The sequence below is a fragment of the Gordonia sp. UBA7599 genome (assembly GCA_002477755.1).
Taxonomy (GTDB): Bacteria; Actinomycetota; Actinomycetes; order Mycobacteriales; family Mycobacteriaceae; genus Gordonia.
This window is the reverse complement of the sequence record DLKD01000091.1, coordinates 22,896-36,474: the sequence shown is the minus strand read 5'-3', so window position 1 is coordinate 36,474 and position 13,579 is coordinate 22,896. Positions and strand designations below refer to the sequence as shown.

Below are 13,579 nucleotides of genomic sequence, written 5' to 3'. Positions count from 1 at the left end.
GACACCGCCGAACACAATTTACAAAGCGCCCCCGGGGATTCCCCGGGGGCGCTTTGCTGTCTTTTGTAGCGCGGTGGTCTTGCCCTTCTAGTCCGTCCCCGACGGAAGGACGGCAACGGGCACCGACAAGACGCGCAGCATCTTTGCGGCGGTGGAGCCGAGGAAGATCCGTTGCGGGGCCGCAAGCCGGCTGGACCCGACCAGCAGCAGATCGCCGTCATGCCAGTCCAGGCGTTCCACGGCGTCCTCGACGGTGGGCCCGTGCACGATGGCGATATTGACTTCGATGTCCTTGGGCAGACGCTCGCGCGCAGTATGGAGTACCTGGTGGGCGTGCGCCATTGCCCTTTCTTGAGCATCGGGCACTGGCTCGCCGGTCGGCAATTGGTCCAGTGCGACAAGCGAAATGAGCCGCAGCGGGACGTGGGCTGCCTGCGCCGAAGCGATAGCGAAGTCGAGCAGCACGGCGGCGTTGGGTCTGGTCCCCAACGCGCACGTGATCTGAGTCATCCGGTCGACCGGCGAGTTGCGCAAGCCCTGAGGTGCAAGGACGACGGGCAGCGGTGAGGCGCGCAGGAGGTCGTTGACAACACTTCCCAGCGAGTGACTGCCGACCATCCCGCCACCGGAGCCGCCGACCACGATCGCTGATGCCCCGACGCGCTGCGCCTCCGTGATGATCCCGGGCGCAATGGAGTCGTGGAACGCGACGTGCGCCTCGGATGGTACGTCGGGAACCAGGGCCTGGGCATCGTCGAGCCAGTCGGCGGCCTGTTCACGCACGACTTCTGCCAGCGCCTCATCGCGTTGCTCACCCGGCGCGATGAGTCCGATATCGAGTTCGGCGCGCAACGAACGGGCCAATCGGCCGCCCAGGCAGACTGCGTCCGCCCCGCCGTCGTTGGCCAAGTACGCGACGAAGATTCTCATGTGTCTAAGCTAGCCGTTGTGCGTCTGGTCGTAGCGGAATGTCAGGTCGATTATGCGGGTCGGTTGACCGCCCACCTCCCAATGGCGCGGCGGCTGCTCCTGATCAAGTCCGATGGCTCGGTGAGCGTCCACGCTGACGACCGCGCCTACAAGCCACTGAACTGGATGAGCCCGCCCTGCTGGCTCACCGAGGAAGCGCTGTCCGACGATGATGAGGCCGAGGCGGTCTGGGTCGTCACTAACAAGGCCGGCGAACAGCTGCGGATCACGATTACCGAGATCGAGCACGATTCCTCCCACGAATTGGGGGTCGATCCAGGCCTCGTGAAGGACGGAGTGGAGGCCCACCTCCAGGAACTCCTCGCCGAACACGTGGAGAAGCTCGGCGCCGGGTACACGCTGGTGCGCCGCGAGTACCCGACAGCGATCGGTCCCGTCGACCTGCTCTGTCGTGACAGCGGTGGTGCAACGGTGGCCGTCGAGATCAAACGCCGGGGAGAGATCGACGGCGTCGAGCAATTGACGCGCTATCTGGAGCTGTTGAACCGTGATGCCAGCATCGCGCCGGTCAGCGGGGTATTCGCGGCCCAGCAGATCAAACCGCAGGCGCGCACTTTGGCCACCGATCGTGGGATCCGTTGTCTGATCCTTGACTATGACGAGCTGCGGGGCATGGAGAGCACCGAGTTCCGGCTGTTCTAGCCGTCCGGATATCGCAGGCTCAGGCCTGTGGCGGGCGGGCCGGGTTGGTGCGGCGGACGGCCATCGGCCCGGTCGTCGCGGTGCTCGGTCCGATGGGCTGGCCCACCGGCTGCTCCCTCGTCGGGGTGACTGATCCGCGGGCCGACGCCGGTTGGGCGTCCGCGTTGGAATTGAGCGCCTCGTCGAGTGCGGCGCGATCATCCTCGTCGGCCGCATCGGCGATACCGTCGAGTTCGGCAGCAGAGATCTCGGGCGCCTTGGCCAGGAACTCCGACAGCTCCTGCAGGCGCGACTGGACCACCTGGTGGGCCTGACGCGTCTGTCCCGCCACGGCGCGGATCTTCTGCAGGCGCGTGGCAGCGACCTCGTCTGCGGCCTTCTTGGTCTTGGCTGCGGCCGCATCGGCGTCGGAGGTTAGTTTCTCGGCGGCGGCTTTGGCTTCGGCGGTGAGCTTGTCGGCGGCAGTTTTGGTTTCGGCGGTGAGTTTGTCGGCGGCGGCCTTGGCGTCGGCCGTCGTCTTCTCCGCGGCGGCCTTGGCTTCGGCGGTGAGCTTGTCGGCGGCGGTTTTGGTTTCGGCGGTGAGTTTGTCGGCGGCAGTCTTGGCGTCGGCCGTCGTCTTCTCCGCGGCGGCCTTGGCGTCGGCGGTGGTCTTGTCGGCGGCGGCCTTGGCCGCGGCGAGCAATTCCTCGCGCTCGGTCTCGGCGGCCTTCTTGGCCTTCTCGAGCTCGGCGTTGCGACGGTCGATATCTGCGGCGGCCGCAGAATGCGCTGCCGCCGCCTCCTCCTTGGCCGTTTTGGCGGCCTGTTGGGCGACGGAACGCAGCTCATCGGCCTCGGATTGGGCCGTGGCGCGGATTTCTGAAGCCTCGTCGGAGGCGAGCTGGAGCATTCGGGAGAGGCGCTCGCTCATCCCGGCAGCGGTTGTCGGCGGCACTGCCAGTTTGTCGACCTCGCGGCGCAGCCGCTCGATCTCCTCGCGCGCCTGCTCGAGGTGGGTGGTCAGTTCGCGCGCATGTGAGACAGCGGAGTCACGGTCGGTGGCAACGAGGTGCAGATCAGTATTGAACCGCCGGAGCTGCTGGTCAACCGCGTCGCGATCGTAGCCACGGCGGGCGAGCGGAAAACTCGGGGGACGTTCGGCGGAATCAGCCATGGGCCAAGTCTAGTGGGCGTCCGGATTGGGCTCGACGAGTTCCAACAGCACCCCGCCGGCGTCGCGGGGATGGACGAAGTTGATGCGCGAATCGGCGGTGCCGCGCTTGGCCTGCGGATACAGGACACGAACCCCGGCCGCGGTCAATCGCGCCATCACGGCGTCGACGTCGGTCACCCGGACCGCGAGTTGCTGCAGGCCGGGCCCGCTGCGGTCGATGAACTTGGCGATCGTCGACTCCTCGTTCAATGGGGCGAGGAGCTGGATGACCGCGCCATCGGTGCCCTGCGGTCCCACCATTGCCTCACGAACGCCCTGTTCGTCGTTGACTTCTTCGTGCAGCGTGGTGAAACCGAGGTGCTCGGCGTACCAGGCTTTCGCGGCATCGAGATCGGGCACCGCGATTCCGACGTGGTCGACGCCGACGACGAGGTCGCTGATGAGGGCGGTGGGGGAGGTGCTCATGGTTTAACGGTACCGTTGTGATGGAGCGATCCGCAGGTTGGGTCGCCAACGAATACCACCCACAGGAGTCTCGTCATGTCCACGTCCGGGTCGAACCCATCTGTCATCGTCGCCGGAGCGCGCACTCCGTTCGGCCGCCTACTCGGGGCACTGAAGGACTTCAGCGCCGTCGACTTGGGCGCCATCGCGATCAAAGGTGCGTTGGAGCGTTCAGGCGTGCCGGCCTCGGCCGTGGACTACGTGATCATGGGCCAGGTGCTGACCGCCGGTGCCGGCCAGATGCCCGCGCGTCAGACGTCGGTCAAGGCCGGTATCGGGTGGGATGTGCCGGCTTTGACCATCAACAAGATGTGTCTGTCGGGCATCGACGCGATCGCCCTGGCCGACCAGTTGATCCGGGCTGGCGAGTTCGAGTGTGTGGTGGCCGGCGGCCAGGAGTCGATGACGCAGGCGCCGCATCTTCTGCCGGGCAGCCGTAGCGGGTTCAAGTACGGGCCGACCGAGCTGGTCGACCACATGGCCTTCGACGGGTTGCACGACGCGTTCACCGATCAGGCGATGGGCGCGCTCACCGAAGACTCCAACGACACCGACGGGTTCACCCGCGAGCAGCAGGACGAGGTGGCCGTCCGAAGCCACCGCCTCGCCGCGGCGGCCGCGGAGAACGGAGTTTTCGACGACGAGATCGTCGGGGTGCCGATCCCGCAGCGCAAGGGCGACCCGATCGAGTTCGTCGTCGACGAGGGCGTGCGTGCGGACACGACGGCCGAGAGCCTCGGGAAGTTGCGGCCCGCGTTCCGCAAGGACGGGACGATCACCGCTGGCAATGCGTCGCAGATCTCCGACGGCGCATGTGCCGTCGTCGTCATGAGCAAGGCCAAGGCGGAAGAGCTCGGTCTGGATTGGCTCGCCGAGATCGGGCCGCACGGCGTCGTCGCCGGACCGGACTCGACCCTGCAGGAGCAGCCGGCGAATGCCATCGCGAAGGCGTGTGCACGGGCCGGGATCGCACCTACCGACCTCGACGTGGTCGAGATCAACGAGGCGTTCGCGGCCGTCGGCCTCGCCTCGACGCGGTCCCTGGGGATCGACGCGGACAAGGTCAACGTCAATGGCGGCGCGATCGCGCTCGGCCACCCGATCGGGACCTCGGGCGCCCGCATCGTCCTGCATCTGGCGCTCGAGCTCAAGCGTCGTGGCGGCGGCATCGGCGCGGCGGCGCTGTGCGGCGCGGGCGGGCAGGGCGACGCGCTCATCGTCTCGGTTCCGAAGGCCTGAGGTACGCCCACGATGAGTTCCTTCTTCGATTTGTCGACGCCCGCCAAGCGCTTTCGGTTCGTCGCGGTGGCCGAGGCAATCACTTGGGCGGCCCTGCTTATTGCGATGTACTTCAAATGGGTGCAGGGCCACGAGGCTGCGGTCCGGATCCCCGGCATGGTGCACGGCGTCGTCTTCCTGGCGTTCGTCGCCGTCTCGTTCCTCACGGCGTATGCGCTCAAGTGGAACCTCCTCACGCTGGGTCTGGCGCTGGTGTCGTCGATCCCGCCATTCGGCACCCTCGTCTTCGAGTGGTGGGCGCGCCGTGCCGGTCATCTAGCGGAGCTGTCGGAGGCCGCCGGTGTACCGGTGGTCGGCGAGACCGCCGCTGCTGACGGCCATGACAAAATAGACGTGTGAGCAGACCAACTAATCGTCAGCGGGCCGCTGCGCAGCAACAGGCCGCCGCCGCCATGTCGGGGGCCGTCGACCTCTCGGTCCTGAAGGAGCGTGCCGAGGCGAACCGCGCCGCGCAGGCTGCACCGCCCCGCACCGCGGGTCCGGCGGGCCCGGCGTCGGACGCACCGGTGTCCGACGGTCCTGTCATCGACGTCACCGAGGTGACGTTCGAGGCCGAGGTCATCGATCGGTCGACGCGCCAGCTCGTCGTCGTCGATCTGTGGGCCACCTGGTGCGAGCCCTGTAAGCAGTTGTCGCCGGTGTTGGAGTCGATGGCTGCCGACGCTGGTGGGCGCTGGGTGTTGGCCAAGGTCGACGTCGACGCCAATCCGCGAATCGCCCAGGCGTTCCGCGCACAATCCATTCCGATGGTCGTCGCACTGGCCCACGGCCAGCCGGTCTCGGTGTTTGCCGGGGTGAAGCCCCGTGCGGAGATCCAGGCCTGGCTCGACGAGATCTTCGCGCAGGTGGGCGGGGCTTACCCGGACCTCGGCGACGCGCCTGCGCCCGTCGAGGAACCCGAGGATCCCCGCATGGTGGCCGCCGAGGACAAGCTCAACGCCGGTGACATCGACGGTGCGCTCGCCGACTATCGGCTCATCGCCGAGGCCGAGCCGAACAACGTCGAAGCCGCGTCGTTGGTGCGCAACCTGACGTTCGTCTCGCGGGCGTCCAAGCATCCCGGGTCGATTTCGCAGAGCGCAGCTGCCGGTGATGTCGACGCACAGCTGGCGGCCGCAGACGTGGAGTTGCTCAATCAGCAGCCCGAGGCCGCATTCAACCGGATCGTCGAACTGGTCCGAGTGACCTCCGACGACGACCGGGCGCGCGCACGGGCTCGACTACTCGAGTTGTTCGAGCTGTACGAGCCGAACGAGCCGGTCGTCCTGGCCGCCCGTCGCAAGTTGGCCACCGCCCTCTTCTGACCGTCGAGTGGGTCGTCGTCGGTCGCCGAGTGGGCCCAGAATCCCGCCGAGTGGGCCCAGAATCCCGCCGGGTGGTCATCGCAGGGCGCCGATTGGGCCCATTGGTGAATTCATTGCCCGACTGAGTAACTCATAACATCGAGTACCAGCGGCCCGACGCCGTTGGCGTCGCGCGAAACAAAGCCGGGGCGCATCGGCGCGGGCTGTCCGGTGAACAGCTTGTCCAGAGCGAGCATCGAGGCCACTCGCTGATCGAGCCGGAACGAGTCAATCACAAACGGCAATCCGTTGGCCGTCAAGGGATCTGGTCCGTCGACAACGTGGAAGTGCAGATGGGGGGCGTCGCTGTTGCCGGAATTACCGAGGGCGGCGATGGTTTGCTTGGCGGTCAAATTGTCGCCTGATTTGACGGTGATGCTGCCCGGCCGCAGATGTGCATAGAGCACGAAATTGCCGTCGCCGAGATCCTGCACGATGTGATTGCCCGCGTACTGTTCCAGTGATAGCCCGCTGGGCGACTTGCCAGGGATCTGATCGGGCAGGTTGTCCCGCACCGACACCACCTTGCCGTCACCGACGGCGTGAATAGGCGCGTTGTAGTACGGGTAGCTCTCCAACCGTGTCGGGTCGCCGATGAACAGCCGGAAATCGTTGGTCAACTGCACGTAGTCGACGGCGAACCGTTCGGATGCGAACAGCCTTCCGTTGATCGGGTTGACGGCCATACGGTGCGCAGTCATATCGCAACAGCTGTCGCCGTCTAGCCAGTTGGGGCCGTCCAGCGGCGGCGAGATCGACACCGGTTTGTGCGTGGACACCCGTACCGGTGCGACGTCCTGGGTGACGTCGTTGCCGATCAGTCCGGGGAGCGGCTTGTCGACGCTTAGATGAATCGAGTGGGTGAGGTCGGTTGGCACCTCGGCATCGCCGGTGAGCGCCACATCCAGCCACACCAGGGCGCTCTGGCCAGGCCCAAGGACATTCGTCGCGACGGTGGTGTTGCCCAGCGCGCGTGTCCAGTACTTGAGGCTGACGCCGTCCAGCGTCAGCAGTGGACGGTTCCCGTTGGCGACGGTCAGCGATTGCAGCGTCACATTGCCACTCAGCGTGTTGGTGAGCTGCAGCTCGTACGCCAGGTGCGTCCGCCCGTCGGTCGCGGGAACCGGGACTGGTTCGGCCAGCGCGGCGCCGATCAGCGGGGTCAGCATCGGCGGTCGCCCCGGGACGCCGGGCGTCCGCGCCGGGACCGAGGAGCAGGCCGTCACCAGCAGGGCCGCCGCCAGCGCGGTGAGCAGGGACTTCAACCAGCGGGCGCGTGGTGTCGCCATGTGTCGATCCAACCACGGCAGCAGTTCGCCGGGTTGGCGGTCAGACGAGTTCCGGCCTGGCCGACGTGTGTGCGCAACGGCCTCGCCAGAGCCCCTTCTCCGTCGAGTGGGTCGTCGCCCGTCGTCGAGTGGGTCGTCGTCGGTCGTCGAGTGGGTCGTCGGCCGCCGACTGGGCGCTAGATGATGCCGTGCGCTTGTAGAGCAGCCTGCTCGTCGCCCGTGATCCAGCCGAATACGACTGCGTTCTCACCTCGGAGTTGGACGAGGTAGTTCACGTCGAAGTCGATCGTGACATCGGGCGACTCGCCACGGTCGTACACGGCAGACCACGAAACCGTGGCGATGCAGTGGAGTTCGTCGATGGTGGTGACTGCGACCGTCTTCACTGTCATCCTCTTGGTGCCGATCGCTCGGTACTGTGCGAGTCCCTGCGCGAGGACCTCCAGGTACTCGGTGTCGTTGGTGCCCGTGCGAACGCCCGTCGGTGCAGCACCGATGAACTCCTCGGCGTAGCAGGCTGCTAGGGCCTCGGCGTCGGGATCGCCGGCAAGGCCGGCGTTGGTCAGACGCTCATAGGCGGCGAAGAGTCGTTGGACAGCGGCTATCACTAGATGATCGTATCGGCGCCAACTGCCCAGTCGGCGACGGTGGATGGCCCAGTCGGCGACGCTGGATGGCCCAGTCGGCGACGGTGGATGGCCCAGTCGGCGACGGTGGATGGCCCAGTCGGCGGTCAGGTGAGTTCTAGCCAGATGGATGTGTTGGCTGCCAGCGGCAACGCGATGGAACTCGCCCGGCCCTGCCACGGGATCTCAGCGGTCTCGTAAACCGGGCTTCCAGCGTCGGTCGTTGTCCGACCGGTATAGCGACCGTCGTCGCTGTCCAGGACGACCCGCCAGCGCCCGCGCTCCGGCATCCCGACCCGGTACTCGGCAAACGGGTCGGGGGCGACGTTGAACAAGCACACCATCGTCGCACCGTCGGCGTGGCGACAGAAGCCGAAGACCGGCGAGGAGGCATCGCCGACGGAGATCCACTCGTATCCGTCGGGTGTCGTGTCCCGGGCGTAGAGCGCGGGGCGGGTGCGAGTAAGGGCATTCAGGTCGACGACCAGCTGCGCGATGCCCTGGTGCAGGTCGGCGTCGGGACCATCGTCGAGTTCGTGCCAATCGACCCCGCGGTTGTCGGCCCACTCAGCGGTCTGCCCGAACTCCTGGCCCATGAACAGCAGCGGCTTCCCCGGATGGCACCACTGGTAGGCGAGGAATAGGCGGACCGCGCGGGCCTTCTCGTCGGCGTCGCCGGGCATCCGCGTCCACAGCGTGCCCTTCTCGTGGACCACCTCGTCATGCGATAGCGGCAGCACGAACTGCTCGTTGAACGCGTACATCAGCGAGAAGGTGATCTGGTGGTGGTGGAAGGCCCGGTCGGCGATGTCGCGCTGCAGAAACCCCAGGGTGTCGTGCATCCACCCCATGTTCCACTTGAGTGAGAATCCCAGCCCGCTGGCGGCGATGTCGCGCGTGACGCCCGGCCACGACGTCGACTCCTCGGCGATCGTCAGGACCCCCGGGTGTGCGTCGTGGACCGTGGAGTTGAGTTCGCGCAGAAGCGCCATTGCCTCCAGATTCTCCAGTCCGCCGTGGATGTTGGGCGTCCACTGGCCGGGGCCGCGTGAATAGTCCAGGTACAACATCGACGCGACCGCATCGACACGGAGGCCGTCGAGGTGAAACTCATCGAGCCAGTACAGGGCGTTGGAGATCAGGAAGCCCGCCACCTCCCGCCGCCCGTAGTCGAAGATCAGAGTTCCCCAATCGGGGTGGTCGGCGCGCTGTGGGTCCGGGTGTTCATAGGTGGGCGTGCCGTCGAACCGGGCGAGCGCCCAGGCGTCGCGCGGGAAGTGCGCTGGCACCCAGTCCACCAGCACGCCGATGCCGCGCCGGTGCAGGGAATCGACGAGGAAGCGGAAGTCGTCGGGTCCGCCGAGCCGCGCCGTCGGCGCGAAGTACGACGACACCTGGTAGCCCCACGAACCGCCATACGGGTGCTCGGCGACGGGGAGCAATTCGACATGGGTGAACCCCATCGCGGTGACATAGTCGGCGAGTTCGACGGCTAGTTCGCGGTACCCCAGGCCGGGCCGCCACGACGCCAGGTGGACCTCGTAGATGCTCATCGGCTCGGACAGTGCTGCCGCGCGCCCGCGGTGTCGCAGCCATGCCGCGTCACCCCACGGATACTGCCCGTCGTCGACGATGACCGACGCGGTAGCCGGTGGCGTTTCGGTGGCGCGCGCCATCGGGTCGGCCTTGTCGACGACGGTGCCGTCGGCGCCATGGACGCGATACTTGTACAGCTCGCCGGCCCGCACCTCGGGCAGGAAGACCTCCCACACCCCACTGTTGGGCAGCTTGCGCATAGGTGCGAGCCGGCCCTCCCAGCCCTCGAAATCACCGATGACGGTGACTCCGCGGGCCTGCGGCGCCCACACGCTGAACGCGACGCCGGTGACCGGTCCCGACGGGGTGTCGCGAGTGCGCACGTGGGCGCCCAGTACCTCCCACAGTCGACGATGCTGCCCCGCTGTCACGAGTGCCAGCTCGTCGTCGCCGATCGATGGCCCGAATCGGTACGGGTCGGCGACGGTGAAGGCTCGGTCGACGGATTCTTGGGCTCGGTCGGCGCGATTGTGGGCTCGGTCGGCGGGGTAACGGACGCGATACCGGTAGTCGGGGATGGTGGCGGCGCTTGGGATGGCGACTGCGACGACCCACAGACCAGGGGCCTGCTCGGCCATCGGGTGCTCCGACGTTGGCGTCCCATCGTTGCCGCCGAGCACGACGGTCACGCCGTCGGCTTGAGGTCGGAGGACTCGAAAGGCGACGGTCCGCTCACTGAGGCGATGGGCGCCGAGGAGCGCGTGCGGGTTGGAATGACGTCCGCCGAATAGGTCGTCGGCCAGCCGTGCGGGCAGCCGCGGGTCGACGACCGGGCCGGTCATGCGGTGAGCCGGTCGAGCGCGGCCAGCACGGTGGCGCGTTCGGTCGTGCGCCAAAACGGGGGGAGTGATGCGGTCAGGTAGCCGCCGTAGCGTGCCGTTGCGAGCCGGGAGTCGAGCACGGCGACGACCCCGCGATCGGTAGTGGCGCGCAGAAGCCGCCCGGCGCCCTGGGCGAGCAGCAGTGCCGCGTGGTTCGCCGAGACCGCCATGAAGCCGTTGCCGCCGGACGCCTCGATTGCGCGAGCGCGAGCACTGGCCAGCGGGTCGTCGGGTCGCGGGAACGGGATACGGTCGATGACCACCAGCGAGAGCGAATCGCCGGGGACGTCGACCCCCTGCCACAGCGACAGTGTGCCGAACAGGCAGGTCTGCGGCTCCTCGCTGAAGCGGCGCACCAGGGCCGACGTCGAATCCTCACCCTGGCACAGGATGGTGTGGTCGGTGCGTTCGCGCAGGGCGTCGGCGGCCTCGCGCGCGGCGCGCATCGACGAGAACAGGCCCAGCGTGCGTCCCCGCGCGGCGCTGATCAGGCCGTCGAGCTCGGCGAGCATCTCCTCCGACAGTCCGCCGCGACCCGGCGGCGGTAGATGCCGGGCGACGTAGAGGATGGCCGCGCGCGGATAGTCGAAGGGGGAGCCCGCGTCGAGGCCGCGCCAGCGCAGCGTCTCGGTGTCGCTGTCACCGCCGGGTAGGGCCTTGCCGCTGGCCGTCACGTCGCCCACACCGGGCGCTTCGCCGCGGGCGCTATTGCCGGCGACGGGTAGGCCCCAGGTGGTGGCCAGGGCGTCGAACGACCCGCCGACGACGAGGGTGGCCGAGGTGAGGATCACGGTGGCGTCGACGAACAGCGACGCCCGCAGCAGACCCCCGACCGACAGCGGAGCGATCCGCAGGACCCGGCGCGTACCCGAACGCTGCGACTCCTCGGCGAGCCACACGACGTCGCGGCGCTTGGCCGGGTCGGACTCGTTGAAGGCGGTCAGGACGCGGACCGCCGCGTCGTGCAGTTCTTCCAAAGAGGTGATCGCCGCCGACCGGGCGGCCGCGGCATCGCCGTCGGTGTCGCCGGAGGAACGTACCGGTCCGATCCCGCTGCGCGCCCGCCACAGCCGGTCCCGCAGGCTCGCGAGCGCCGAATCCCATCCGGTGGGCAGCGACGTGAGCAGTCGCGGCGCAGCGTCGTCGAGCAGTGACCCGATGAGTTCACCGCCGCCGATGACGTCGTCGACCAGTTCCTCGTCGATGAGCTTTGCCGCGCGGCGGGCGGCGAGGGTGACCGAAGCTGCCGACAGCTCGTCGGTGGCGACGGCGGTGATGCGGTCGGTGAGCTCGTGCGCCTCGTCGATGATCACGACGTCGTGCTCGGGAAGGATCGAGGCCGGCGACAGAGCGTCGATTGCGAGCATCGCGTGGTTGGTCACCACCACGTCGGAGTGGGCCGCCTGCGTGCGGGCGTGCTCGGCGAAGCAGTCCTGGGCATAGCTGCAGTTGTTCGCACCGAGGCATTCGCGGGCGGTCACGCTGACTTGGCGCCACGCACGGTCGGAGACACCGGGGACCAAGTCGTCGCGGTCGCCGGTTTCGGTGTCCGACGACCACTCGCGCAGACGAGTGACCTCACGGCCGGTGCGCGAGGTCTCGAAGGCGTCGAACAGCTCGGCGTCGGGCTCGTCGGCGATGCCGCCGTGGATTTTGTTGAGGCACAGGTAGTTCGACCGTCCCTTGAGGATCGCGAACGTCGGCTCGGTACCCAGCGGTCCGGCCAACGCCTGCGCCAAGCGCGGCAGGTCGCGCTCGACCAGTTGGCGTTGCAGCGCGATGGTGGCCGTCGATACGACCACCGTCTTCCCGGACTCGGTGGCATGGGCGAAAGCGGGGACGAGGTAGGCCAGCGACTTGCCGGTGCCGGTGCCGGCCTGCACGGCCAGGTGTTCACCGGTGTCGATGGCGTGGGCGACGGCGTTGGCCATGCGGACCTGCCCGTCGCGCGTCGACCCGCCGAGTGCCTCGACGGCGGTGGCGAGCAGATCGGTGGTGTCGGCGGTGTCCTCAGAAGGCATGGCGGGTCGGGATGGCCGGTTCGCCGTGCGACAGCCCGAGGCCCTCCCACGGCAGCGTGATGAGGGCGTCGCGCAGGTGATCGCGCGCGCCGTGCAATGACGGAAGCGCGTCGACGGGGTCGCCGCCGCGCACCAGCGGAGTCTGGAGGCCGGTGGTGGTGTGACCGTCGACGGCCGGTGCCGGTGCGTCCCACGGGTACAGCACTTCTTCGGTGACCGTGCCGCTGCGCCGCGCGATGCGGGCCGCCGCCTTGGCGCCGCCGTGCGACTCCTTGTGGCTCGAGCGCTTCGCGACCGGGATGCCGTCGATCTCGACGAGCTTGTAGACCATTCCCGCTGTCGGCGCGCCGCTGCCGGTGACCAGCGACGTTCCCACGCCGTAGATGTCGACGGGCTCGGCGCGCAGCGAGGCGATCGCGTACTCGTCGAGATCGCCGGATACGACGATCTTGGTGCGGTGCGCGCCCAGGGAGTCGAGTTGCTCGCGGACCTGACGGGCCAGGATCCCCAGGTCGCCAGAGTCGATCCGCACCGCGCCCAGTTCCGGGCCTGCCGCTTCGATCGCGTTGGCAACGCCGCGGGTGATGTCGTAGGTGTCGACGAGCAGGGTCGTTCCCAGCCCCAACCGCTCAACCTGGGTCCGGAACGCCGCCAGCTCGTTGGGACCGTTCTCGTCGGTGAACAGCAGGGTGAACGCATGCGCCGCGGTGCCCGCACTGGGGACGCCGTAGCTGCGGGCGGCCTCCAGGTTCGAGGTCGCGGTCACGCCCGCCAGGTAGGCGGCCCGCGAACTCGCGACGGCGGCATACTCGTGGGTCCGTCGCGAGCCCATCTCGATGATCGGCCGCGATGCCGCGGCAGTCACCATCCGGGCGGCCGCCGAGGCGATCGCGCTGTCATGGTTGAGGATCGACAGGATCAGCGTCTCGAGCACCACCGCGTCGGCGAAGGATGCGCGCACGGTGAGGATAGGGGAGCCGGGGAAGTACAGCTCGCCCTCGCGGTAACCGTCGATGTCCCCGGTGAAGCGGTAATCGGCGAGCCATTGCAGTGTCTCGCCGTCGAGGAATTCGCCCACTGCGGCCAGCTCCTCGTCGCCGAAGCGGAAGTCGGCCAACGCATCGAGGAGCCGCCCGGTGCCAGCCACGACGCCGTAGCGCCGCCCGTCGGGGAGTCGCCGCGCGAACACCTCGAAAACGCATGGTCGGGCCGCTGCCGGGTGGGTCCGCGCAGCCGCGATCATGGTCAGTTCGTAATGATCGGTGAGCAAGGCTGTGCTACGGCGGGTCACTCTC

At 68.1% G+C, this 13,579-nt stretch carries 12 protein-coding genes; 4 read left to right on the top strand and 8 right to left on the bottom strand.

Features of this window, described 5'->3' with window-relative positions:
* Window positions 1-87: 87 nt before the first annotated feature.
* On the bottom strand, window positions 88-930 hold the full coding sequence (locus B4L26_RS10735; RefSeq protein WP_290718828.1) for a universal stress protein: 843 nt from the start codon (window positions 928-930) through the stop codon (window positions 88-90).
* Between the two features lie 18 nt (window positions 931-948).
* Here B4L26_RS10735 and nucS point away from each other — a divergent pair, with 18 nt between their 5' ends.
* Window positions 949-1,632 carry an endonuclease NucS gene (gene nucS, locus B4L26_RS10730; RefSeq protein ID WP_290718826.1) on the top strand — a complete coding sequence of 228 codons (684 nt, stop codon included), beginning with the start codon at window positions 949-951 and terminating at the stop codon, window positions 1,630-1,632.
* Between the two features lie 19 nt (window positions 1,633-1,651).
* On the opposite strand, the gene B4L26_RS10725 is transcribed toward nucS, so the two are convergent.
* A complete protein-coding gene (locus B4L26_RS10725; RefSeq protein ID WP_290718824.1) occupies window positions 1,652-2,785 on the bottom strand; it encodes a hypothetical protein in 1,134 nt (377 codons plus the stop codon).
* 9 nt (window positions 2,786-2,794) lie between these two features.
* Window positions 2,795-3,250, bottom strand: a complete 456-nt coding sequence (gene mce, locus B4L26_RS10720) for a methylmalonyl-CoA epimerase (RefSeq protein WP_290718822.1) — start codon at window positions 3,248-3,250, stop codon at window positions 2,795-2,797.
* A gap of 75 nt (window positions 3,251-3,325) precedes the next feature.
* Here mce and B4L26_RS10715 point away from each other — a divergent pair, with 75 nt between their 5' ends.
* The 3 genes from B4L26_RS10715 to B4L26_RS10705 are packed head-to-tail and all read left to right on the top strand — an operon-like array spanning window position 3,326 to window position 5,892.
* Entirely contained in the window at window positions 3,326-4,528 is a 1,203-nt protein-coding gene (locus B4L26_RS10715) for an acetyl-CoA C-acetyltransferase (protein WP_290718820.1), read from the top strand.
* Between the two features lie 12 nt (window positions 4,529-4,540).
* Window positions 4,541-4,927, top strand: a complete 387-nt coding sequence (locus tag B4L26_RS10710) for a DUF3817 domain-containing protein (RefSeq protein WP_290718818.1) — start codon at window positions 4,541-4,543, stop codon at window positions 4,925-4,927.
* A 53-nt stretch (window positions 4,928-4,980) separates the two neighbouring features.
* A complete protein-coding gene (locus tag B4L26_RS10705) occupies window positions 4,981-5,892 on the top strand; it encodes a tetratricopeptide repeat protein (RefSeq protein ID WP_290718832.1) in 912 nt (303 codons plus the stop codon).
* Between the two features lie 110 nt (window positions 5,893-6,002).
* Here B4L26_RS10705 and B4L26_RS10700 read toward each other — a convergent pair whose 3' ends face one another.
* From B4L26_RS10700 to B4L26_RS10680, 5 genes are all read right to left on the bottom strand, one after another.
* On the bottom strand, window positions 6,003-7,220 hold the full coding sequence (locus tag B4L26_RS10700; RefSeq protein WP_290718816.1) for a M23 family metallopeptidase: 1,218 nt from the start codon (window positions 7,218-7,220) through the stop codon (window positions 6,003-6,005).
* Window positions 7,221-7,396: 176 nt separating this feature from the next.
* Entirely contained in the window at window positions 7,397-7,828 is a 432-nt protein-coding gene (locus B4L26_RS10695; RefSeq protein WP_290718814.1) for a nuclear transport factor 2 family protein, read from the bottom strand.
* Window positions 7,829-7,953: 125 nt separating this feature from the next.
* Window positions 7,954-10,224 carry a 1,4-alpha-glucan branching protein GlgB gene (gene glgB / locus B4L26_RS10690; protein WP_290718812.1) on the bottom strand — a complete coding sequence of 757 codons (2,271 nt, stop codon included), beginning with the start codon at window positions 10,222-10,224 and terminating at the stop codon, window positions 7,954-7,956.
* The gene (locus B4L26_RS10685; RefSeq protein WP_290718810.1) at window positions 10,221-12,284 is read right to left on the bottom strand and encodes an ATP-dependent DNA helicase; all 2,064 of its coding nucleotides are present in this window, start codon (window positions 12,282-12,284) and stop codon (window positions 10,221-10,223) included. Before B4L26_RS10685 ends, glgB begins: the two co-directional genes overlap by 4 nt.
* Complete coding sequence (locus B4L26_RS10680) at window positions 12,274-13,575, bottom strand: nicotinate phosphoribosyltransferase (protein WP_290718808.1); 1,302 nt, start codon at window positions 13,573-13,575, stop codon at window positions 12,274-12,276. Before B4L26_RS10680 ends, B4L26_RS10685 begins: the two co-directional genes overlap by 11 nt.
* Window positions 13,576-13,579: the final 4 nt, after the last annotated feature.

Coding starts and splice junctions, on each gene's coding strand:
- B4L26_RS10705 (WP_290718832.1), top strand. CDS start 4,981: ATGTCGGGGGCCGTCGACCTCTCGGTCCTGAAGGAGCGTGCCGAGGCG.
- B4L26_RS10715 (WP_290718820.1), top strand. CDS start 3,326: ATGTCCACGTCCGGGTCGAACCCATCTGTCATCGTCGCCGGAGCGCGC.
- B4L26_RS10700 (WP_290718816.1), bottom strand. CDS start 7,220: ATGGCGACACCACGCGCCCGCTGGTTGAAGTCCCTGCTCACCGCGCTG.
- B4L26_RS10710 (WP_290718818.1), top strand. CDS start 4,541: ATGAGTTCCTTCTTCGATTTGTCGACGCCCGCCAAGCGCTTTCGGTTC.
- mce (WP_290718822.1), bottom strand. CDS start 3,250: ATGAGCACCTCCCCCACCGCCCTCATCAGCGACCTCGTCGTCGGCGTC.
- B4L26_RS10685 (WP_290718810.1), bottom strand. CDS start 12,284: ATGCCTTCTGAGGACACCGCCGACACCACCGATCTGCTCGCCACCGCC.
- B4L26_RS10735 (WP_290718828.1), bottom strand. CDS start 930: ATGAGAATCTTCGTCGCGTACTTGGCCAACGACGGCGGGGCGGACGCA.
- B4L26_RS10725 (WP_290718824.1), bottom strand. CDS start 2,785: ATGGCTGATTCCGCCGAACGTCCCCCGAGTTTTCCGCTCGCCCGCCGT.
- glgB (WP_290718812.1), bottom strand. CDS start 10,224: ATGACCGGCCCGGTCGTCGACCCGCGGCTGCCCGCACGGCTGGCCGAC.